The sequence below is a fragment of the Sphingobium sp. genome (assembly GCF_041987595.1).
Taxonomy (GTDB): Bacteria; Pseudomonadota; Alphaproteobacteria; order Sphingomonadales; family Sphingomonadaceae; genus Sphingobium.
On sequence record NZ_JBHIWJ010000001.1, the window covers coordinates 61,324 to 83,627 of the forward strand.

Consider the following 22,304-nt stretch of genomic DNA (forward strand, 5'->3'; position numbering starts at 1 on the left):
GAATCATATAGTATATTGTTTGGCGCAGAAGCCAAGCGGGAGAGAAGCGTATGAGCGGAGCGGCGCGGTCCAGGGTCAGACTGGGTCTGATATTCCTTTTGTTCATCATCAGCGCGATCGCCTTTCTCGATCGCACCAACATCTCCGTCGCGGGCGTTGAGATGCGCAAGGAATATGCCATCGATCAGGTGCAGCTGGGCTGGGTCTTCAGCGCCTTTCTGATCGGCTATGCCCTGTTTCAGGTGCCGGCTGGCTGGCTGGCGGCGCGTTATGGTCCGCGGGTCGTGCTGACCGGCGCGCTGCTCTGGTGGGGGCTTTTCACGGCAGCGACGGCGCTCATCCACCCCGAGGGCAGTTCCGCGCTGCTGCTGTTGGCGTTGACGCGCTTCGCGCTCGGCATCGGGGAATCGGTCGTCTATCCGTGCGGCAACCAGTTTCTCTCACGCTGGATCCCGGCACAGGAACGGGGCAAGGCGAACGGATGGATTTTTGCGGGAGTGGGCGCCGGGTCAGGCATCACGCCGCCGCTGATCACCGCCATCATTCTCTGGGGCGGCTGGCGCGCATCCTTCTACGTCTGCGCGGCTGTCGGTGTAGCCGCCGCCGTCCTCTGGTACCTGCTGGCGCGGGACCGGCCGCAGGAGCATCCTGCCGTCAATGCGGCAGAGCTTGCCCATATCGAGGCAGGCCTGCCGCGCGCCACGACGGAATCAGCCGGGGCCATCCCATGGGCCGCGATATTTTCCAGCCGCAACGTCTGGGGTCTGTTCGTCAGCTATTTTGCCTTTGGCTATGTGATCTGGATCTTCTTCAGCTGGTTCTTCATCTATCTGGCCGAGGCGCGGCATCTGGATGTCAAATCAAGCGCGCTTTTCTCGATGCTGCCCTTCCTGTGCATGACCTTCGGCTGTCTGCTGGGCGGCGTGATCAACGATCGGGTGTCGGCGCGCTACGGCCTTTATTGGGGCAGATCGGGACTGGGCGTCCTGTCCTTCATCCTGACCGGGCTTTTTCTGGCGAGCGGATCGATGGTCGACAATGCGCCGCTCGCGGTGCTGATTCTGGCGGGCGGCGCGGGTGCGATCTACCTCTCGCAGAGCTCCTTCTGGTCGGTGACGGCGGACATTGCGGGGCCGCATAGCGGCGTCGTCTCGGGCTTCATGAACATGGGGTGCCAGATTGGCGGAGCGCTGACTTCCACGCTGACGCCGATGATCGCGGCGCAATTCGGCTGGACGGCTGCCTTCATCGCGGGGGCGGCCGTCGTGCTGGCGGGCGTACTCGCCTGGGCGGTCGTCGATCCGAACCGGCTGCTGGCATGGCCGGTCGAGGAGGGGGGCATGGCGCCTATTGGCGGCGCGACAGCCTGACGCTAAGGGATTTGCGTCCCTCGATGTCGAAGAAGGTGGTGCCGAACGCGGTGCGGCGGACATAGATCGCTGTACCGACTGCCGGGGGCGGGGCCACCGTCGTCATGTCGTAGGCGGTGCCGTCCTCCAGCTCCAGCCGGTGATAGCCGTGACGCAGCGGGATCGCCGCCCTTAAACGACTGTCGAAACCCGTCCGGCGTTTCAGGACGTCGCGCCTGTCCTGGTAGCTGCCGATCGGCGGCGCCAAAGCGGCTGCGGATGGAGCCGACGCGACGGTTGGCGGGCTGTCCTGCACTGGCCGGCCGAAACGCCGGTCATAGCAGGCAAGGCGCGTGGCTGGATCATCCATATGGGCGCAGCCGTCCTGCTGCGCTTGGGCGGTGCAGGGCAGAAACAGCGCAAATCCGCCAAAAATGGCCAGTTTCCAGATACTTTTCACGCCCTTCTCCCTTTTTGCAGCATAATTTGTTTGACTAATGCTCCAATATCATATCCTATATGATTAATTGCAAGACGCGAAAGTCTGCTCAAGGGGAGGTTTGATGGCACTTTTCAAGGCCGCTGCTTATCTGTGTTCGCCTGCTCTGCTCATCCTTGGGGCATCCGCGCAGACGCAGTTTCCTTCCGTGCCGTCCAATCGGCCGCCTATGGAAAATGCATGGTCTCCCAAGCGGACGCCGCCGCGGGCCTATGACAAGCCGAATCGTCCCTTATGGAAAATCGCCGACGTTCTCGCGGCCCATAAGGGCGAAAAAAGCTGGACACATGCGATCGTCCGTAACCGCGATCTGGAGGCGGACTGGCACCAGATGGCAGCCGGACAACGCACCGAGCCGCTCATGTATGCCGACAATGCGACCGCCCTGATCGTGTGGGGCGGGCAGCTCAAGGTCAGCATCAAAGGGCAGGAGCCGTTCGTCGCGGTCAAGGGGGGGGAGGTCAACATTCCCTTTCGCCTGCCGTTCACTTTGGAGAGCGTTGGCGAGGAACCTGCCTTGTGGCTGGAGGTGCATGGTGCGGGCGACGTCCCGCTCTATCCAGCAGCGACAAGTCCGGACAAGCCCAGGGATGTGCCCGGCTTCACCTATGTGAAGGCTGCGCTGATGGGCGGTGACGGGCGCTATGGCCCCGCCGACCGGCCCTATCTCGACTATTACCGGGATGTGGTGAATGGAGCGCAGCGCGCCGGTTCCTTCATCGCTGGTGACCATCTGTTCGTGAACAATATTCGCGGGCAGGGCATCAAGACCCCGCCTCCCAGCGATCTTGGTCATTTCCACTTCGGCTATGACGAATTCTGGTTCGTCATGGAGGGCCATATCGATTATCAGATCGAAGGCGTGCCGTTCTTCACTGCCTCGCCCGGCGACGTGGTGACGGCGGCGCAGGGCCGCTGGCATCGGGCGAGCTTTGGCGGGGAGCCGGGGCAGATGGCCACGCGCGTTGCGATCAACCCTTATCCTCGCGGTCTGCACAGCTTCCAGCCGCACTGAAACGCGCCCGACAAAGCGCATCGCCAATGCCAATCCAGACGCTTTCCGCCTCCGGAGAGCCATAATCTCAACCAAAAATCCTATAGTATATTATTTAGGGGAGAGAGATATGTTGAGGAACAGATTGCCTGCAGGACTGAACAGCTCGCTGATCGCCATTGCAGCGGCGATGGTGGCCGGTCAGCCCGTGCGTGCCCAGGAAAATGCGACGATCGCGCCGCCACCGCAAAGCAGCCCGTCCGTGGCGGACACCGACATCATCGTCACCGGATCGGCCATCCGCGGCGTGGCGCCGGTCGGATCCAACCTGATTTCGGTCGGTCAGGAAACGATCGAAAAGACCGCGCCAGTCAACGTTTCGCAGCTCGTAAACACGGTGCCGTCCATTTCCACCGCGGGGTCGGTGGCGCAGGGCGAGAATGCCTATTCCTATTATTCGCCGCAGATTCACAGTCTCGCAGGGTCGTCGTCCAACACTACGCTGGTGATATTGGACGGCCTGCGTCTGCCGGGCGGCGGCACCCAGTTCGCCCAGACCGACCCCAATATCATCCCGGTCAGCGCTATCCAGCGGGTTGAGGTGCTGGCTGACGGCGCGTCATCCGTCTACGGGTCCGACGCGGTCGCGGGCGTGGTCAATTTCATCACCCGGCGGACCTTCGACGGGTTCGAAGCCAATGCGCAGGCAGGCTTTGCCGACAGCTATCACAACACGAATTTCAACTTCATCTGGGGCAAGAAATGGGACACAGGCGGCGTCTATGTCGCCGGTTCCTATGCCGACCAGTCGGAACTGAAGAACAGGGACCGCAGCTTTTCCAGCCTGGGCGATTATCGTCCGGTCGGCGGCACCAACACGAACAGCTACCAGTGCAGCCCCGCGACGATCATCGCGCCGGGGGTGAGCGGCGTATTCCTCTCGCCCGGCGCGACGACGACCGTTCCCAACATTCAGGCCAATGCGCCCTGCAACAATTCGGTTTACGCAAACCTCCTGCCCTCGCAGTTCCGCGCGAACGCGATGATCAAGGTGACGAACGATTTTTCCGACAAGTTCACCGTCACCGCGATGCTGAACTACAACCGTCAGGAAACGCATAACGCCTCCGGTCCCGGCGGCCTGACCAACGCGGCCGTGTTCGGCCCCGGATCGGGCCGGGGAGGACAGATCAACCCCTTCTATCAGGCGCCCGCGGGCGCCCCCGGAGCGACGCAGCAGACGGTCACCTGGCTCGCCCTGCTACCCGATGCGGATTATGGCGAACAGGAATCGCAGTCGGACTCGATCTATTCGACCGCGGTGGCCGAATATCATGTCAATGACGACTGGACGCTGACCTTCAGCGACGCCTTCGGTTGGAACCGTTCCGCGTTGAATACGGTCAACGGTTTCTGCACCGCCTGCGCCCTGCTCGCCCTGAACGGCACTGCGCAGTTGAGCGGCAGCACCACGGCGACGGACATTCCGGGGCAGAATGTCATCGCGCTCAACCTGCCGCTGACGGCGGCGAACGCGCTCGACGTCTGGCGGCCGTTCGACGGCACCAATCGGACTTCCGAAGCCGTCATCCGTTCGCTCTACCGCAACAATAGCGAGAATACGAACTACAACACCTTCAACCAGATGAAGCTGGACCTGAACGGCTCTCTGTTCAGTCTTCCGGCAGGCAAGATCAAGATTGCGGTCGGCGGCGAATATCTCTGGTACGAACAGACCCAGAAGATCACCGGTTCCAACAATACCGGCCCGACCACGACAGGTTCGAACTTCCGCGTCTATAATTACAAGCGTGATGTGAAGTCGCTTTATGCCGAACTCTATATTCCGGTCGTTTCTCCGGATATGGGCGTGCCGCTGGTGCGCAGTTTCGACCTCAGCATTTCGGGCCGCTATGACAGCTACAGCGATGTGGGTTCGACCACCAATCCCAAATTCGCCGCGAACTGGGAACCGGTGGAGGGCGTCAAGCTGCGCGGCAACTATTCCCGTGCCTTCGTGGCGCCGCCGACCGCGGTCATCGGCGATCCGACGCAGGGCTATCTCTACGCGTCGGGCAGCGTTGGCGTGAACGGCACGCAGATCGCGGTTCCCATCGCCAACTATCCCGATGTGGTAAACATCCCCGGCGTGCAGTGCAATGCGACCACCTGCACCATCGGCACGCCGGCGGTTCAGGGTATGCGGCGCCAGCTTGGCGGCGGCTTTTCCAACATGACGCCGCAGAAGGGCCGGAGCTGGTCGGCGGGGATCGACCTCGCGCCGCGCTTCCTGCCCGGCTTCACGGCTGCCTTCACCTATTTCCACAACAAGTTCATCGGCGGCGTTTCTTCCCCCAGCCCCAGCGCCATCGTGAATTCGGCGGGGCTGCGTGATCTGCTCACCATCTGCCCGCAGACCTGCTCGCAGGCGCAGATCGACGAATTTGCCAATATCGCCAACGGCGCGACGGTGTCGGGCGCCATCCCACCGCAGGTCTATTATCTGATTGACCAGAGCAGCCGCAACGCGCTCAACCTGACGGTCGAAGGGATTGACGGCCAGTTCAATTACCGGACGGACATCGGTGAACTTGGCAGCTTCGTGATCGGCACGGGCTTCACCTATTTCACGAAGTTCCGGCAGAATTTCGGCGGCGGCACGGATTTCAGCATCCTCAACACTTCGGGATATAATACGACATTCCCGTCGGTGCGGTTCAAGAACCGTGCGCAACTGGGTTGGACAAAGGATGGACTGTCGGCAGATCTGTTCTGGAACCATACCGGCTCATACCGGAACTGGATCAGCACCACGGTCGAGCCGATCGTGGTCAATTCCGTCGGCAATCCCATAGGCGGCGGCGACAGGGTGAAGGCGAACGACATTTTCGACCTGCACCTTCAATATGAATTCCAGGGCGAGAGCTTCGCCCGGGGATGGCAGGTCTATGTCGATGCGCAGAATATCTTCGACAGGAAGCCGCCCTTCTACAACGGCAACACCAACGGCATATTGGGCGGCGCATGGGGCTATAACGGTTTCGTGTCGAATCCGATCGGCCGCATGATTTCGCTGGGTCTGCGCGTCCGCATGTAGCCCCCTCCACAGGCCGCGCAGCAAGGCGCCCTGGAGCCGGACTCCAGGGCGCCTTCATTTTACGAAGCTGGAGGCCGGATCGATCTCAGCCTGCCTTTTTCAGCATGCCGTGCATGTCGAGCCAGCGCACGAATGCATCGAACCAGCCGGTGCTGGTTGTCGATTTCTGATACATGCCAAAGCCGTGGCCGCCCCGCTCGTAGAGGTGGAATTCGACCGGGCGGCGGGCGGCACGCCAGTCGTCGATCAGCCTGAAGTCGCGATGGCCGAATAGCGGATCGTCGGCAGCGATGGCGGCAAACATCGGCGGGGCGTCCTGCGGCACCGCCATGCTTCCCAGTGGGCCGTAGATGTTCCCGATAAAGGCTGGCTTCGCCTCCCGCGCCGACAGGGTCGTCGCCATGGTCAGCATGGCCCCTGCGGAAAAGCCGATCATGCCGATGCGGTCGGGATCGACATGCCATTGCGTTGCGCGGGCGCGGATCAGGCGGAAGGCGGCAGTGGAATCCGCGAGTTGCGGGGCAAGGTCGGTTGCCGCCGATGCAGGAGCCGTCGGCGGCGTCCGCGCCACGCCGGAGAACATCTCCTGCATCGACCGTTCAAAGCCCGCCATGTCGGACGGCGTCTGGCGCAGCCGATATTTGAGCACGAAGGCGGCGACGCCCTTGGCGGCGAGCGCCCGCGCGACATCATAGCCCTCATTGTCCATGGAGAGGGTGCGGAAGCCGCCGCCGGGCGCTACGACGACCGCCGCGCCCGACGCCCTGGCCGGATCGGGCAGGAATGGCGTCAGCGTCGCGACGGTGACGTTGCGCGCGAAGCGGCTGCCATATTGGCGGTGCCAGGATTCTTTCGCGGTGGCGCCGGGGAGGTCGCCGGTTTCCAGATCGATCGCGTCCGGCTGTGCCGGAGCGGCGATCGGCACCATCCTGTCGTCCTGTGCCCACCCCTGAGCGAAGGGAACGAGGGCGGAGGCGGCGAGGCCAAGCGCGATCATGCGTGCCGTCCGGAAACGCGATGATGTTTTGCTGGCAGACAGATGCGTCATGTCATCCTCCTTTAGTTTATCCGTCGTCATTGCAGGTCGATTACCACCACCGATTTGGGCGGCAGGATGACGCTCAACGCGCCATTTGCGATCTGCGCGCCGGTGAAGACGGCCGGCTTCACCACCTCCGGTGCGTCGAAGCTGTTGTGCGCATTGATCGCACCCGCCGTCAGGATGCGGCCGGAAACCGACGTTGCATTCACGCCGTCCAGCTTCACCGTGACCGTGTTGGTCTGGTTGGGGTCCAGATTCGACAGGCCGACATGGATCTTGCCGTCCTTCGCCCTGACCGCCGATCCGCTGACCGCGGGCATGACGAACCGGTCCTTGTGATACCAGGGCGTGTCGATGTCGATCGGCAGCACGGTGGCGTCCTGCCAGGGCTTATACATTTCGAACACATGATAGGTGGGGGTGAGCACCATCTTCTTGCCCTCCGTCAGGATCATCGCCTGAAGGACGTTCACCATCTGCGCGATGGCGGTCATGCGGACGCGGTCGGCGTGGCGCGCGAAGATGTCGAGATTGACCGAGGCCACCAGCGCGTCGCGCAGCGTATTCTGCTGACGCAGGAAACCGGGATTGGTGCCGGGATCGGGCGCGTACCAGGTGCCCCATTCGTCTACGGCCAGGAACACGCGCTTTTCCGGATCATATTTGTCCATCACCTTGCTGTGCCCGGTGATCAGCTCGTCCATCCGCCAGGTCGCCGCCAGCGTGTCGGCCCAGCCCGTTTCATCGAAGTTGACCGGATCGGCCTTGGGCGGCCATCCCCCCTGCGGCAGCGTATAATAATGCAGCGACAGGGCATCGAGATGCTTGCCCGCTTCGCGCATCATCACTTCTGTCCAATTGTAATCGTCGCCGTTGGCGCCTGACGCGATCTTCACCGTCTTCGTCCCGGCGGGCACCTTGATGAAGGTGGCGTAGCGCTTGGTCACGTCGGCCGCATATTCGGGCCGCATATTGCCGCCGCAACCCCAAAGCTCGTTGCCGATGCCGAAAGCGGGGAGCGCCCAGGGTTGCCTCTGGCCGTTCTTCGCGCGTTCATCGGCCAGACTGCCGGCAGGCGCGGTGATATATTCGACCCACTCGGCCATTTCCTGGGGCGTGCCGTTGCCGACATTGCCCGAGATATAGGCCTGCGCGCCGACCTGCCGCAGCAGTTCGAAATATTCGTGCGTGCCCACGCTGTTGGGTTCGGTGACGCCGCCCCAGTTGGTGTTGACCTTGACGGGGCGCTTGGCCTTGGGGCCGATGCCCTCCCTCCAGTGATATTCATCGGCGAAGCAGCCGCCCGGCCAGCGGATGACCGGCACGGAGAGGTTGCGAAGCGCGGCCACCACATCGTTGCGGAAGCCGTTGGTGTTAGGGATCGACTTGTCATTGCCGACCCAGAGGCCGCCATAGATGCCATGGCCCAGATGTTCGGCAAATTGCGTGAAGATGCGGCGGTCGTAAACCGGACCGGCTCGGTCGGCATGGATGGTGGCAGCGGTGGGCTTTCCATCCGTATCGGCGCTGGCGGCCGTCGCCCCCAGTGCACTGGCGCAGAGAAGCAGCGCGGTGGTCGTGCGGCGCAGAGTGTTGATCATGTCTGTCCTCTTTGAAAACATCGCGTCGGATTGCGAGCGCGTGGGTTATTTGGGCAGGGAGACTTTTTGGGCGATGCTGTAGCGTGCCTGCTGGCTCTGCACGCCATCGTCCGGCTGGCCGCTGCCGACGCTCAGGGCGTAATCGCCCGGGATCAGCCCGCGCTCGCCCGCTGCGGTGACGAAGCTCAGATCGCGCGGGGTCAGCGTGAATTCCACATTCTTCGTCTCACCGGGTTTCAGCGTGACCCGCTGGAACCCGCGCAGCGCAATGCGCGGTGCCCCGTCGAACCGCGGCGGGGTGATGTAGAGCTGCGCGACATCGTCGCCCGCCCGTGCCCCGCTGTTCGTGACACTCGTGCGCACCCGCAGGCCATTTTCCACCGACCCGTTTACCGGCTCGACCGCCAGCGGCGCGTAGCGGAAGCTGGTGTAGCTGAGGCCATGACCGAAGGGATAGACCGGCTTGCCCCTGAAATAGCGGTAGGTGCGCCCCTCCATCCCATAGTCGGTGAAGGGCGGAAGATCGTTCACGCTCCTGTAGAAGGTGACGGGCAGGCGTCCGCCCGGATCGGCCTTGCCCGACAGGACATTGCCGACTGCCAACCCGCCCGACTGGCCGGGATACCAGGCCTCGACAATCGCGGCGGCATTGTCCTTCGCCCAGGACAGGTCGATGGCGCTGCCGTTCATGGCAACGACGACCAGCGGCTTGCCCAGCGCCCTGGCCTTTTCCAGAAAGGCGCGCTGGTCGGCGGGCAGATCCAGCGTCGTCTTGTCGCCGCCGGCAAAGCCATCCACCTTAACGGGCATTTCCTCACCCTCCAGGTCGGATGTCAGGCCGACCACGGCAACGACGACATCAGCATCCTTCGCGCCTGCCGCCAGATCGCGGTCCAGATTGTCCGTGACGCGCTTCCAGAAGATGGCGGGGCTGGCTGCGACGCCGCTCTCGCCCTGCAGGCGAATGGCATAACGCTCGCCCTTGGTCATGCGCACGTCGACCAGCTTGAGCGGTTCGGCCCAACCCGAATATTCGCTGGCGGCGACGACCGGCCTGCCGTTCAGCGAAACGTCGCCCTTCACCCCGGTCAGGGCGAGGCGATAGAGTCCGGTTTCCGGTGCGATCAGATAGCCGCTCCAGCGGACCTGATGGCGGTCCGACACCTGCCGGAACTCGGCTGCGCGAGAAACGATGCCGTTTTCGGTGCGGGTCAGGACCGGCCTGGCCGCAAAGCCATCCTTGCCGGTGGCGTTGAAATATTCCGCCCTGATGCCCGGCTTGCCGTCCGGCGTCAGCAGCGAGGTGCCGGGGACCAGATCGCCATCGGTGATCGATGGGCTGAAGGGAATGAGAGTCACTGCGCCCGCGCCCATGGCCTGCCTGAGCCCGTCGGCCACAGAAATGGGCGGCGCGCTTTTGGGGGAGGAATAATTGCCGCGCAGCACGCGGGTCGCATCCGCCAGCGGGCCGGCCAGCGCTATCTTCGTGCCGGGCTTCAGCGGCAGCACGCCATCATTCTTGAGAAGGACCAGGCTCTTTTCCGCGGTCGCGAGGGCGAGAGCCTGATGATCGGGGGTGCCGATCGCACTGGGCGGCGTTGCATTGGGCCGGCGCCCGGACAGGCCGGGCAGGTCGCCGTTGCGGTAGCGGGCGGAAAAGAGCCGGACGAGCGCCCTGTCGATATCACCCATGCTGATATGGCCGCGTGCAAGCGATTCCTTGTAGCGGTCGCCAAGGTCGGTGCGTCCGCCCAGCGTCGCATTATTGCATTCGCTGTCGACGCCGTAACGCAACGCGACCGCCACGCCGGTCGCGGCGTCGGGCGCATATTTATGATGATCGTAAATGTCGACCACCGCGTCGCAGTCGGACACGACATAGCCCCTGAAGCCCCAGGCGCCCCGCAGATAATCCTGTAGCAGCATGTGGCTGCCACAGGCCGGTTGCCCGTCGACGCGGTTATAGGCGCACATGATCGATCCGGCTTTGCCCTCCACAATGGCGGCGCGGAAGGCGGGGAGGTAGGTGTCTTCCAGATCGTGCGGGGTAGCGAAGATATTGTCGGTGTGGCGACTGGGTTCCGGGCCGCTATGAACGGCGAAATGCTTCGGGGTGGCGACGACGAGGGGCAGGTCGGGATTGTTCCCCTGCATGCCCTGGATGAATGCGACGCCGATCTGCGCGGTCAGATAGGGATCCTCGCCATAGGTTTCCTGCCCCCGGCCCCAGCGCGGATCGCGGAAGATGTTGATGTTGGGCGACCATGTGTCGAGCCCGGTGCCGATCCGGCCGAGATGTCCTGTCTGCCGCCCCAACGTGTGCAGGGCGCGGACTTCCGTGCTGATGGTCGAGGCGACCTGCTTGATCAGCGGTGCGTCGAAGGTCGCGGCGAGGCCGATCGGCTCGGGGAAATTGGTCGTGGGCACCGCACCGATCGCGCCGTGCAGGGATTCGGTCCACCAGTTGTAAGCCGGGATGTCGAGGCGGGGAATGGCAGGCGCGACGTTCAGAAGCTGCGCGACCTTTTCGTCCAGCGTCAGCCTGTCGACGATGGCGCGTGCCTTGTCGTCCGCCTCCGCCCTTATTTCCATGGTCTGCGCATGGGCAAGGACGGAAGTCGCAAGGCACAATGATGCGCCGGCCGCGCGGAGGAAGGTAACGGTCTTCATGTCAATCTCCCCAGAGACGCGCTGTCTTCAGCGTCTGTCGATATATTTTCCGGCTTCGCGGAGCTTGTGCTGCAAATATTAGGGCGCGGGGGATGGCACTTCCCCCGCGCCCGGCGCGCTCAATGGGCGGCGCCGCCCTTCGCCTTTTTCGGGACGAAGGGATTGATCGTCTGGATCGTGCCGTCGGGATTATATCGCAGTTCGGTAACCTTTACGTTGCGCAGACGCGTTTGACCCGACAACTGGCTGTCGGCGTAGAACAGCCACCATTTCCCATTCCATTCGATGATGGAGTGATGGGTGGTCCACCCTTCCACCGGCTCCAGGATGCGGCCCTTGTAGGTGAAGGGTCCATAGGGCGTGTCGCCGGTCGCGTAGGCGAGATAGTGCGTGTCGCCGGTCGAATAGCTGAAATAATATTTGCCCTTATACTTGTGCATCCATGATGCCTCGAAGAAGCGGCGGTCATGGTCTCCGCCCAGCAGGGGCTTGCCCTTTTCATCGAGTATCTGGATCGCTCGGGGCGTTTCGGTGAATTCCAGCATGTCGCCGGTCAGCTTCGCAACGCGCGGCGCCACGGCAGGCTTGTCGTCCTGGCCCAGATCGGTCTTCGACCCGTTGGGATCGTATTTGCCGTCGATATTGCGCTGAAGCTGCCCGCCCCAGATGCCGCCGAAATACATATAGCTCGACCCGTCGTCATCGGTGAAGACGGCCGGATCGATCGAATAGCTGCCCTTGATCGGCTGCGGTTGGGCCTTGAACGGGCCCATCGGATCCTTCGACGTCGCGACGCCGATGCGAAAGGCGCCCGTCTTGTCCTTGGCCGGAAAATATAGATAATAGGTTCCGTTCCTGTAGGCGGCGTCCGGCGCCCACATCTGCTTTTCGGCCCAAGGGACGTCCTTGACGTCCAGCGCCACCGGGCCGACCGTAACCGGGCCGCCGATCCGGTCCATCGACAGGACGCGATAATCGCGCATCTCGAAATGGCTGCCCAGATCATCCTCGGGAGTGGGGCCGTCAATGTCGTGACTGGGATAGACGTAAATCTTCCCGTTCCATACATGTGCGGACGGGTCGGCGGTGTAGATGTCCTTGACCAGCGGCTGAGAAAGATATTCGGACGCGTCCCGCTTCGTTTCCTTCGCCTGCTGGGTCTCATTTGCCGGCTGCGATTGCTGGCATCCGGTGGCGAGCAGGGCGATGGCAAGCGGCAGCGCTTCCAGTCTGCGCAATTTCATGGGCATGCTGATCCTCTCTGGTTATATCGGGTACGATAGCGCTACCATAAGGTGGACGCAATCTTGTGCTGCAAATTATCTGAACCGGAAAGCGACCAGAATGTTGGAGGGCGCGCCCGGCGGCCTGCGGTCAGACCGGTTGCAATCCATGGGTTACGATCCTGTCGATCAGGTCACGATGGCTGGGCAGGCCCGCGCGCAGTTTCGCGGTCATGGCGGCATTTTCCCGCCGGGCGCGATCGGCAAGATGGGCGTCGCGTGTCAGGGACGAAGGGTCTACCTCCGTACGGAAGCCCATGCCGTAGAGCACATATTGATAACTTGCCGCCGGAAACACTTCCTCGACCCGATCGAATTCGTCGAGGAACCAGGGCGATTGATAACGCCAGAGCAGCATCAGCTCCTTCAGCCGGTCGGGAATGCTCTCTTCCCGGACATTGTCGCGCCAGAAGTCGCTGTCGATCCGCTTGGTAAGCACATAATGGAGCTTGAGGAAATCGATGATCCTTCCCCAGCGATAATGGGTCGTCGCGTTGAAGCGGGCTGCGATGATGTCCATGACTTCACGGCAGGCGGGCATTTGTTCGGCGATGATCTTGGCCGACAGTTCTATAAGGACGATGGCCGATGCTTCGAGCGGTTCGAGGAATCCGGCGGCAAGGCCGACAGCGACGCAGTTGCCCTTCCAGAAGGTTTCGCGATGACCTGATCGGATCGCGATCTTTCGGGCGTTGAGGCCTTCGGCCTGCGGGCCGACATAGGCGCGCAACTCGCGCTCCGCCTCTTCGTCCGAAATATGGTTGCTCGAATAGACATGACCGATGCCGCGGCGCGTCGGCAGACCGATGTCCCAGATCCAGCCTGCGCTCTGCGCCGTGGAAATGGTGTGCGAAGCCATGGGGCTGTCGGGCCGCTCATAGGGCACCTGCATGGCAAGCGCGGTGTCGCAGAAGAGGACGTCGTTGCAGTCCCTGAACGGCACCTTCATCGCGCCCTCGATCAGCAGCGCCCTGAAACCCGTGCAGTCGACGAACAGGTCGCCCTCGATCTCACCGGCCTGCGTGGTGCGAACGGCGCGAATATCGCCATTCTCCTGCATCAGCACCTGTTCGACGTCGGCAAGCACATGGCGCACGCCCAGTTTTTCGCAGCAGTGGCGTTGCAGGAAGGGCGCGAACTTGCCGGCGTCCAGATGATAGGCATAGTTGGCAAGGGCGTCATATTCGGCAGTTGCGATCGTCTTGGGCGCCAGCCCGTCGTCGCAGATGCGTCCTTGCGAGCAGACGCTGTCGCAGAAACTTTCGCCATCCTCCCGAGCGAGCCAGTGAGGCGCCAGATTTATCTGCCCGAAATTCTGGGGAAGCATAAGCGGATGATAATAGCCGTCGTCGGGCGTGCCCGTCGTCCAGCGGGCGAAGCGCGCGCCCTGCTTGAAAGCGGCGTCACATTCGCGAAACAGGTCGGTTTCGGAAATGCCCATGCGCGACAGGGTGGTGCGCAGCGTCGGCCACGTCCCTTCGCCCACCCCAATGATCGGGGTGTTGGGGGATTCGACGAGCGTGACGGTAAAGCCGTTGCCGATGCGGCTCTTGTGGCGGGCGGCAATGATGCCCGCGGTCAGCCATCCGGCGGTTCCGCCGCCGACGATCACGATATTGCGGACGGGGTGAACCATATGAGCATGACCTGTGGAGAAAAGGGGAGGGATGCCAACCGGCATCCCTCCCAGGGCGAGATAGGTTAGAAGCGGTAACGGACGCCCGCGGTAAAGCGGCGGCCGTAGCCATAGACGTCCAGCAGCTGATTGCTGAAGCGGCCATGCGTGCTCAACGTCTCATTGGTGACGTTAAGCGCTTCACCGAAGACGCTGAACTGATCGGTCAGCTTGATATTGGTGCTGAGATCGATCTGAAGACTGGAGTTGACGAAAGTCGGCTCCGCACCGAACAGCGAGTTGTTCTGGGCCTGACCGAACTGGAGCAGATATTTGTCGCGCCAGTTGACCGCGGTCCGGAATTCAAAGCCGTTCTTGTCGTAGAAGGCGACCAGGTTCGCGGAATTGGCAAGACCGGTCACGGCAAAGCCGCTGGTCGACAGGTCGTTGCGGTCATAAGGCTTGTTGGTTTCGACGAAAGTGGCGTTGGCGTTGAAGCCGAAACCGCTGTCGCCGAACACATGCTGCCAGGCGAGTTCGACCCCCTTGACCGTTGCTTCGGGGCCGTTGACCCGTTGCGATACGGTGAAAATGGCCGCCTGTCCCGTCGACGGATCGATCACATTGTTGATGGTCTGGCGCTGCGTGCCCGCGACGATGAAGTTGGATACGTCCTTGATGAAGAAGTTTACCGCCGCATAGGAGTTGCGCTGATAATACCATTCCGCCGCGAGATCGAAATTGTCGGCCAGATAGGGCTTGAGCGCCGGATTGCCGCCGGTGGCGGTAAGCGCGCCCACGCGCTGGCCGCTGCCCACATTGAGGACCGGCGTCAGTGTGTTGAGCGCAGGACGGGTCAGCGTGCGCGAGGCATCGAAGCGCAGGTGCAGATTGGGCGTCAGTTCCAGCTTCATGTCCAGCGCGGGCAGGAAGTAGGAATAGCTGCTGCTGGTCGATACGGGCTGCGCGTCGGTAAATGCGACTGTCAAAAGCGTCGGGTCGGCCGCGCTGCCCACGATCGACGTCGGCAGACGACCGATGCCGGTTGAAATGACCTTCGTGATTTCCTCGCGGCCACCGGCGTTGAAGTGGAAGGGCATGCCCGCGATTTCGGTCTTGAAGTTCACGCTGACCCAGGCGGACCAGCTCTTTTCCAGAATGTTCTGGACCGAACCGGGGTCGAGAGCGAGATCGAGCGTTCCGTTGAAGCCGGTGCAGCAACCATTATTATATCCCGGCGTTCCGGGACCCTGCCAAAGACCTTCCAGATATTGCTGATAGGCGCGTGCATCATAGTTGAGCAGCACGGGCGGCAGGTTGCCCTTGAAGCCGGGAATCCAGCTGCCGGTGCCGATCGTGCCCTGGATCAGGCTTGCCGGAATGGGGACGCCGCTGGTTCTGCCGGACGCCGCGCCGTAACCGGCATAGGCCTGCCAGAAATTGTTGGCGAAGGTGTTCCGGTTCTGGAGCGAGAATTCATCCTCCATGTAACGGGCGCCGATCTTGACCGTCAAATCATCCTGCTTCCAGGTTGCGCCAAGGCGGAACTGCTTGATTTCGTCACTGTTCTTCTGCGCCTGGCGGACGGTGACGTGGGAGCCGAGGATGGCCTGATCGGTCCAGCGCGCCTGATCGCCATTGGGGCCATAGGTGGTCAGTTCCGGGAAGGCGTTGCTGCTGTTGCCGGTCACCCGTACGCCCAGAGTCGTGCCGAGCAGGCCGCCATAGCCGATATCGGCATTTTCGCTGCTGACCTGACCGTCCGGATTGAGCCGGCTCTTGGAGTAGCTGGCGTCCGCGTCGATCGTCAGATTCTCGGTCGCATCCCATTTGATGTTCGCGCCGACCTGATTGGTTTCGAGGATGTTCTTGTCGGTGCCCGCCGTGAAGTCGGTGGGCGATCCCGCCTGCAGGAAATTGACGGTGGTGCCGTTCGAATCCAACTCCACGTTGCGCAGGTCGCCCTGATTGAACCAGATGCCGAAGCCGGCAATGTCGGTCACGACCTTCTGACGGGAATAATTGTCGTCGATCGTCAGCACGACGTCGTCGGACGGCTGCCACTGAAAGGCGATGCGGCCGTCGATGCGCTCATCCTTGGTATAGCGCTGATCGGCGCCATATTGCTGCTGATACCAGCCGTTGACGCTTTTGACCTGCGTCGGATCTGTGCCGGCATCGACCGGATTGCAAGTCGTCGCCGTGGTCCCTGCAAGTTGACATGGCGCGAACTTGCCGCCCTGCCAGCCGGAAACATAGACGCGATTGGTCTGCGTGTCGCGGCGCGTATAAATGGCATCGACCAGGATGCCCATCGTGTCGTCGGCGAAGGTGGTGCTGAATAGGCCGCCGATCGTCGGAACGATCTTGCCCGATTCATCCTGCACCGAGCCTGACGCGCTCATCGCAACGCGGGTGCCCGGCTTGTCGAAGGGCTTGGGGTAGGAAATATTGAGCGTGGCGCCGATCGAGCTGCTGGACAGGGAAACGTCCGGCGTCTTGAATACGGCGAGCTGGCCGACAAAGTCTGCGCCGACCGTGGTGAAGTCGACAGAGCGTCCGCCCGAAGCCGTCGAAATGCGGCGGCCGTCGATCAGCGTCTCGTTGAAGTCTCCGCCAAAACCGCGCACGGAAATGCCCTGCGGTTCACCGCGTGAACCCGATCGCTGGATTGAAACGCCGGGCAGTCGTTGGAGCGAAGCCGCGACGTTGGAGTCCGGGAACTTGCCGATATCTTCCGAAGAAATGACGTCTACGACGCCGGAGGATTCGCGCTTGATGTCGAGATTACGCTGCAATGAGCCGCGAATACCCGTGACGATGATGTCGGCATTGCTTGCTGAAGATGCGGAAACGCCCTGATCATCTTGGGCGCTGGCTGGAACGGTGATCGCCAGCGCAAGCAGGCTTGCCGTGGCGGCAAGCGTGGCCCGGCCACGCATGCGGTCGGCTTTGTTCATTCTGTACGTCATGATCCTCCCCTTGTTCAGACAACATCTCGCCCGAACGCCGCAGCACGATTGCTTCGGCGATCATGTTTATTTTGACTGGGGTGACCCGCTCCGCATTTTTCTGCGGATTTCATCATCCTCACCCAGCTCTTCTTTTTTTCTACGGAAAATGGTAGCGCTATCTAAACACATGATCAAGCGGAATTGTCAGTCTAATCATTGTCGGCACAGATGTGGCTTCAGCATGGAACGGGACCGGTAAAGATCGGACCGTGTGCCGGGCAAAAGGTGGGAGAGGAAATGGAACGGGTTGAACTGCTGAACAGCGAGATTCACGCGGCTTTACGCATGCGCCGTCCGGATCGGGAGGCCGGACCTTTCGTCCGGATCGTGACCAGCGAATTTTCGGCGGCGGCGGTCGCCTGTCCGCTGCTCTTTTCGAAACATCAGGAAACAGGTGCCTTTTACGCAGGAGCGCTGATCGGTTTCAGAACGGGCGAGTGCCTGATCGATTCGCCCGATGGCCGCCCCGCCTTTCGACCGTTGGAGGCGGACCGCGACGGCTTCTTCGCAATGGGAGACAGCATCGCCTTCGACGCCGGGCATGTCCGTTTTACCGATCCTCAGGGCGAATCGCTGTTCGATGCGCAGGGCGCGCCGACGGCATCGCTCAAGGCGGTTCAGAATGCGCTTGGCCGCCTGATGGTGGGCGCGGCGGCTACCGACGCTTTTATCGCGGCCATGCTGGCCCATCGGCTGATCGAACCTATCGATATCTCGCTCAATTTTGATGATGGGGAGCGTCTGCGACTCGATGGGCTTTACACGATCAGTCTCGACGCTCTGGGCGATCTGGACGATCAGGCGGCGCTGGGCCTGTTTCGCGCAGGGCATATGCAATGCGCCTATGCGATGATTGGATCGCTTCAGCATATCGCGTTGATGGCGCGCCGCCGCAATGAGCGGCTGGCGCTGCCTGCCTGACCATGGCGAGCACCGACAGGCTGGAGGAATTGGCGGCGCTGGAGATCGCGGATGCGGACGACCTGCGCCGGTTCGCCAGGACCTGCCGCCCTGCGGTCATACGGGGGCGGTTCAGCACCTGGCCAGCCGTGGCAGCGGGCAAGCGAGGTGGGACTGAAGCGCTTGCCTACATCGCCCGGTTCGACGCGGGTCTAAGCGCCGAATATTTTGCCGGCGGGGCGGAACTGGGCGGCCGTTATCATTATGGCGAAGAGGCTGGCGGCTTCAACTTCATGCGGGAGACGGCAAGCACAGCTCACGCGCTGGACCGGATTGCCGGCAATTCGGGACGCGGGAATGAAACCGTCTATCTGGGTTCATTGCCCGTAGACGCCTATTTTCCGGGGTTTGCGGAGGAAAATCCCTGCGCTCTGCTGGGCGCTGACGTGCGTCCGCGATTGTGGGCGGGCAATCGATCAACGGTGGCCTGCCATTATGACAGCTATGACAATCTTGCCTGTGTGGTCGCAGGGCGGCGGCGTTTCACCCTTTATCCGCCCGCCGCGATAGGCGATCTTTACATAGGGCCGATCGACCATACGCTTTCCGGCCAGCCTGTTTCAATGGCGGCTGGCGCGTCCGGTGACGAGGCCTATCCCCGCTTTGCGGCGGCACAGGCCAGCGCGATCGTCGTTGATCTTGAGCCGGGAGACGCGCTCTACCTGCCCAAGCTCTGGTGGCATCAGGTCGAGGCGCTCGATCCCGTCAACATTCTCGTGAACTATTGGTGGGACGGCTTTGCGGCGGGTCCCGACTCGCCTTACACTGCGATGCTGCTGGCGATGATTGCCGTAGCCGAGCGGCCGGAAGCGGAACGCGCCGCCTGGCGCGCCTATTTCGACCATTATGTTTTCCGCCCGAACGGCCATCCGCTGGCGCATCTGCCGGAGGAACGGCATGGCGTGCTCGGGCCGCTGCGAGACGGTAATTATGGCCGTATCAGGACATTGGTCATGCGGCTGCTGCGCGGCGGCTGAGCATGACGGCAGGACAGATCAACAAATGAAGAGGGGATGAGGTGAAGAGAAACATCATCATGGCGGCAATGTCTGGAGTGTTCATGGCATTGTGCCCTGCGTCCGTATCGGCACAAGTGGCGACGGACGCGCCGAAGGCGGTGGCCGGCGCGAAGGTTGTGACGATCGAGAGGATAAGGGTTCACGCGCCGACGATCGAAGGCAATCTGGAAGGGGAAGTGGCTGACCGCGATGTTCTGGTGGTGCTGCCGCCGAGCTATGGTCGCGAGCCGCGCCGGCGCTATCCTGTCGTCTATGCTCTCCACGGCTATTCGATCGGGGCAGAGCAATGGGCGAAAGAAATTCATATCCCGACGACTGTGCAGAATGCCTTTGCCAAGGGTGCGAGAGAGATGATTCTGGTCCTGCCCGATTCGAAAACGGTCCATAACGGGTCGATGTATTCCAGTTCAGTGACCACCGGGGACTTCGAGACCTTCATCGCACGCGATCTCATCCACTATATCGACGGTCACTACCGCACGATTGCGCGGCGCGAGAGCCGCGGACTGGCGGGACACAGCATGGGGGGATATGGTACCAGCCGCATCGGCATGAAACATGCCGACATGTTCGGCGCGCTGTATATGATGAGTCCCTGTTGCCTGTCGGCGCGGGGGCCGGGACAGATGGATGGGTCGGCGGTGACGGCGTTGGAGGCGGTGAAGACTCCCGCGGATTCGGCCGCTCTACCCTTCTTCCTGCGGGCGCAGCTTGCCGCGGCAGCCGCCTGGTCGCCCAATCCGCAAAATCCGCCCCTTTTTCTCGATCTGCCGGTCAAGGGCGGGGCGGTGCAGCCGCAGGTTCTCGCCCGGTGGGCCGCCAATGCGCCCTTGGCCTTTGTCGATCAATATATCGGTAATCTGCGCCGCTATAAGGCGATTGCGATCGACGTTGGCGACAGGGACGGGTTGAAGGATGACGCGCGGACCCTGCATGAAGCACTCGACCGTTATGGCATCGCCAACAGCTTCGAAATCTATGATGGCGACCATACCAGCCGGGTCGCATGGCGGTTTCAGGATGAGCTGATGCCCTTCTTCTCCAGCCATCTCGACTTCGGATCGGCAAGATAGTCGCCGGCCTGTTGATAGCGATAGCTGAGCCGGCTGGCGCCGGTGAAAACCGATGATCCATGCGCCGCAGGCCCGACACAGGACCCGGCGACCAGGAGGAGTGAACGATCCCATGTTTCCCCGTAATCCTGTCTTCTGCATCTTTGGCTTGACCGTCAGCCATGTCGTGCTGGGCGCAGTACCGGCGTCGGCGTCGCCGCGCTTCGATCCGCTGTTCGGCGACCATGCGGTGATCCAGCGCGGTCATCCCGTGACGGTGACGGGCAGGGCAGATCCCGCTGAAATGGTCGAGGTCAGGCTGGCAAGCGAGGTCCGTCAGGTCCGCGCCGGCAGGGACGGCCGATTTGAAGCGCAGTTCGGCCCGATCAGCGCTGCGGGGCCGGTGGCGCTGGCGGCGCGCGCACCGTCCGGCAGCGTCACCGCGCAGGATGTGGCGGTAGGCGATGTGTTTCTTTGTTCCGGCCAGTCCAACATGGAGCTGGAAGTGCGCAACGCGCAGGATGCCGTGGGCCAGATCCGTGCATCCGCCGACGGTCAGCTTCGGCTGATGCTGGTGCCCCGCGCGGTCGCGGACGATCCGTTGCGCGACTTCCGCCAGGCGCCGGCCTGGCGGCGCGCCGGGCCGGAGAGCGTCGCCGATTTTTCCGCCGCCTGCTATTATATGGCGCGCGAATTGCGCAAGACTGCCGGGGTGCCGATTGGCGCCATCGCCAGCAGTTGGGGCGGATCGCGGATCAGTCCGTGGATGGGCTCACGGGCACAGGCCGCAGTCGGGCAGACGGCGCAGTCGGCTTTGGTATCGCTCCACGGGCGCGATCCTTTTGCGGCGGAACGCGCCGCGAGCGCCCAGTGGGAGAAATGGTGGCGCACGGAGACGGGAGAGGCGGCCGGCAAGGAACCATGGCAACCGGACAGCGCTGTTGCCTGGCAGGATGTGCCGCGCATCGGTCCCTGGGAAGAATGGGGCGTGCCCGCGCTGGCAAATTACAACGGCATGGTCTGGTATCGGCGTGAGATCGATCTGACGGCGGCGCAGGCGAAGGAGGCGGCGACGCTTTCCCTGGGGCTGCTCGACGATGTCGGGCGGGTGTGGATCAACGGCAGGCCGGTGGCGATGAGCGCGCGAAGCTGGCAGCCGAGCATATTCGACGTGCCGCCCGGCGTGCTGAAGGCGGGGCGCAACGTGCTGATCGTCAATGTGCAGGACAATTATGCCAATGGCGGACTATCCGGTCCCGCCGACGTCATGGAACTGCGGCTGGCGCAGGGCGGGGAACTGCCGCTGGGCGACGGATGGCGCTATGCGGTGGCCGCCCGATCGCCGGCCGGCGCGCCACGCGTGCCATGGGGCGATACCACCGGGTCGGGCACGCTCTACAACGGCATGATCGCCCCGCTGGGGCCGATCGGGCTGAAAGGCGTCGCATGGTATCAGGGGGAATCGGATGTCGATCTGCCCGGCTATGCCGACCGCATGAAGGCGATGATGGCGGACTGGCGGCGGCAGTTCGGAGCGCCCGATCTTGCCTTTGTCGCGGTCCAGCTCGCCGCTTATGGCGCGCCGGTGACGCAGCCGGGGGAAAGCGGCTGGGCGGCGATGCGTCATGAGCAATATCGGTCGATGGCGCAGGATGCGCATGGCGGGCTGGCGACGGCGATCGATCTGGGCGATCCGTTCGACATCCATCCGGGCGAGAAGCAGGAGGTCGGGCGCCGGTTGGCGCGGGCGATGCGCGCAGTCGCCTATGGCGAGACTGTTTCGCGCACCGGGCCGCAGGCGGAACGGGTGGTTGCGATGGCGGACGGCGGGGTCGCGGTCGAGTTTACCGGCCTCACCGGCAGCCTGCACACGCGCAGCGCCGCGCAGGCCATCGGCTTTGAACTTTGCGGCGCGGCGTCGGGCAGCTGCCGTTTCGTGCCCGGCCGGGTGGAGGGGGCGCGCGTCCTGTTGGCGGGCGATGGGCGGCCGGTGACGCGCATCCGTTACGCCTGGGCGGAGTCGCCCGTCATAAACCTGTATGACGAAGCGCCGTTGCCGGTCGGTTCCTTCGAAATCCCGGTGACTGCGGCACGCTGACGGGAAAGGGG

General features: G+C 62.7%; 14 protein-coding genes. 7 read left to right on the top strand and 7 right to left on the bottom strand.

Features of this window, described 5'->3' with window-relative positions:
• The first annotated feature begins 50 nt into the window (after positions 1-50).
• Complete coding sequence (locus tag ACFC3J_RS00250) at positions 51-1,370, top strand: MFS transporter (RefSeq protein WP_375194203.1); 1,320 nt, start codon at positions 51-53, stop codon at positions 1,368-1,370.
• On the opposite strand, the gene ACFC3J_RS00255 is transcribed toward ACFC3J_RS00250, so the two are convergent.
• A complete protein-coding gene (locus ACFC3J_RS00255) occupies positions 1,348-1,809 on the bottom strand; it encodes a hypothetical protein (protein WP_375194204.1) in 462 nt (153 codons plus the stop codon). The two genes, ACFC3J_RS00250 and ACFC3J_RS00255, sit on opposite strands and share 23 nt — an antisense overlap.
• A 103-nt stretch (positions 1,810-1,912) precedes the next feature.
• Between ACFC3J_RS00255 and ACFC3J_RS00260 the strand changes: the two genes are divergently transcribed.
• Together ACFC3J_RS00260 and ACFC3J_RS00265 are read left to right on the top strand one after the other, a co-directional pair.
• Positions 1,913-2,863 (top strand): cupin domain-containing protein, encoded by a 951-nt coding sequence (locus ACFC3J_RS00260; RefSeq protein WP_375194205.1) that lies wholly within the window; start codon positions 1,913-1,915, stop codon positions 2,861-2,863.
• Positions 2,864-2,972: 109 nt separating this feature from the next.
• Positions 2,973-5,939 carry a TonB-dependent receptor domain-containing protein gene (locus ACFC3J_RS00265; RefSeq protein ID WP_375194206.1) on the top strand — a complete coding sequence of 989 codons (2,967 nt, stop codon included), beginning with the start codon at positions 2,973-2,975 and terminating at the stop codon, positions 5,937-5,939.
• 85 nt (positions 5,940-6,024) lie between these two features.
• Here ACFC3J_RS00265 and ACFC3J_RS00270 read toward each other — a convergent pair whose 3' ends face one another.
• From ACFC3J_RS00270 to ACFC3J_RS00295, 6 genes are all read right to left on the bottom strand, one after another.
• On the bottom strand, positions 6,025-6,987 hold the full coding sequence (locus ACFC3J_RS00270; protein ID WP_375194207.1) for an alpha/beta hydrolase: 963 nt from the start codon (positions 6,985-6,987) through the stop codon (positions 6,025-6,027).
• Positions 6,988-7,013: 26 nt separating this feature from the next.
• Entirely contained in the window at positions 7,014-8,582 is a 1,569-nt protein-coding gene (locus ACFC3J_RS00275; protein WP_375194208.1) for an alpha-N-arabinofuranosidase, read from the bottom strand.
• Positions 8,583-8,627: 45 nt separating this feature from the next.
• Positions 8,628-11,252 carry a glycoside hydrolase family 3 C-terminal domain-containing protein gene (locus tag ACFC3J_RS00280; RefSeq protein ID WP_375194209.1) on the bottom strand — a complete coding sequence of 875 codons (2,625 nt, stop codon included), beginning with the start codon at positions 11,250-11,252 and terminating at the stop codon, positions 8,628-8,630.
• Positions 11,253-11,371: 119 nt separating this feature from the next.
• Positions 11,372-12,502 (bottom strand): glycoside hydrolase family 43 protein, encoded by a 1,131-nt coding sequence (locus tag ACFC3J_RS00285; protein WP_375194210.1) that lies wholly within the window; start codon positions 12,500-12,502, stop codon positions 11,372-11,374.
• A 124-nt stretch (positions 12,503-12,626) separates the two neighbouring features.
• Complete coding sequence (locus ACFC3J_RS00290; RefSeq protein WP_375194211.1) at positions 12,627-14,171, bottom strand: tryptophan halogenase family protein; 1,545 nt, start codon at positions 14,169-14,171, stop codon at positions 12,627-12,629.
• A 65-nt stretch (positions 14,172-14,236) separates the two neighbouring features.
• Positions 14,237-17,110 (bottom strand): TonB-dependent receptor, encoded by a 2,874-nt coding sequence (locus ACFC3J_RS00295; protein WP_375194277.1) that lies wholly within the window; start codon positions 17,108-17,110, stop codon positions 14,237-14,239.
• A 291-nt stretch (positions 17,111-17,401) separates the two neighbouring features.
• Between ACFC3J_RS00295 and ACFC3J_RS00300 the strand changes: the two genes are divergently transcribed.
• The 4 genes from ACFC3J_RS00300 (at position 17,402) to ACFC3J_RS00315 (ending at position 22,293) form a co-directional block, all read left to right on the top strand.
• Entirely contained in the window at positions 17,402-18,085 is a 684-nt protein-coding gene (locus ACFC3J_RS00300; RefSeq protein WP_375194212.1) for a SapC family protein, read from the top strand.
• A gap of 2 nt (positions 18,086-18,087) precedes the next feature.
• A complete protein-coding gene (locus tag ACFC3J_RS00305) occupies positions 18,088-19,101 on the top strand; it encodes a cupin-like domain-containing protein (protein WP_375194213.1) in 1,014 nt (337 codons plus the stop codon).
• An 83-nt stretch (positions 19,102-19,184) separates the two neighbouring features.
• Entirely contained in the window at positions 19,185-20,216 is a 1,032-nt protein-coding gene (locus ACFC3J_RS00310) for an alpha/beta hydrolase (RefSeq protein ID WP_375194214.1), read from the top strand.
• Between the two features lie 112 nt (positions 20,217-20,328).
• Positions 20,329-22,293, top strand: coding sequence for a sialate O-acetylesterase (locus ACFC3J_RS00315; protein ID WP_375194215.1), 1,965 nt, complete (start codon positions 20,329-20,331; stop codon positions 22,291-22,293).
• The last annotated feature ends 11 nt before the right edge of the window (positions 22,294-22,304 follow it).

Excerpts from the sequence above, each read along its gene's own strand:
- ACFC3J_RS00250 (WP_375194203.1), top strand. The coding sequence starts at position 51 with ATGAGCGGAGCGGCGCGGTCCAGGGTCAGACTGGGTCTGATATTCCTT.
- ACFC3J_RS00260 (WP_375194205.1), top strand. The coding sequence starts at position 1,913 with ATGGCACTTTTCAAGGCCGCTGCTTATCTGTGTTCGCCTGCTCTGCTC.
- ACFC3J_RS00265 (WP_375194206.1), top strand. The coding sequence starts at position 2,973 with ATGTTGAGGAACAGATTGCCTGCAGGACTGAACAGCTCGCTGATCGCC.
- ACFC3J_RS00270 (WP_375194207.1), bottom strand. The coding sequence starts at position 6,987 with ATGACGCATCTGTCTGCCAGCAAAACATCATCGCGTTTCCGGACGGCA.
- ACFC3J_RS00275 (WP_375194208.1), bottom strand. The coding sequence starts at position 8,582 with ATGATCAACACTCTGCGCCGCACGACCACCGCGCTGCTTCTCTGCGCC.
- ACFC3J_RS00280 (WP_375194209.1), bottom strand. The coding sequence starts at position 11,252 with ATGAAGACCGTTACCTTCCTCCGCGCGGCCGGCGCATCATTGTGCCTT.
- ACFC3J_RS00285 (WP_375194210.1), bottom strand. The coding sequence starts at position 12,502 with ATGCCCATGAAATTGCGCAGACTGGAAGCGCTGCCGCTTGCCATCGCC.
- ACFC3J_RS00290 (WP_375194211.1), bottom strand. The coding sequence starts at position 14,171 with ATGGTTCACCCCGTCCGCAATATCGTGATCGTCGGCGGCGGAACCGCC.
- ACFC3J_RS00295 (WP_375194277.1), bottom strand. The coding sequence starts at position 17,110 with ATGAACAAAGCCGACCGCATGCGTGGCCGGGCCACGCTTGCCGCCACG.
- ACFC3J_RS00300 (WP_375194212.1), top strand. The coding sequence starts at position 17,402 with ATGGAACGGGTTGAACTGCTGAACAGCGAGATTCACGCGGCTTTACGC.
- ACFC3J_RS00305 (WP_375194213.1), top strand. The coding sequence starts at position 18,088 with ATGGCGAGCACCGACAGGCTGGAGGAATTGGCGGCGCTGGAGATCGCG.
- ACFC3J_RS00310 (WP_375194214.1), top strand. The coding sequence starts at position 19,185 with ATGGCATTGTGCCCTGCGTCCGTATCGGCACAAGTGGCGACGGACGCG.
- ACFC3J_RS00315 (WP_375194215.1), top strand. The coding sequence starts at position 20,329 with ATGTTTCCCCGTAATCCTGTCTTCTGCATCTTTGGCTTGACCGTCAGC.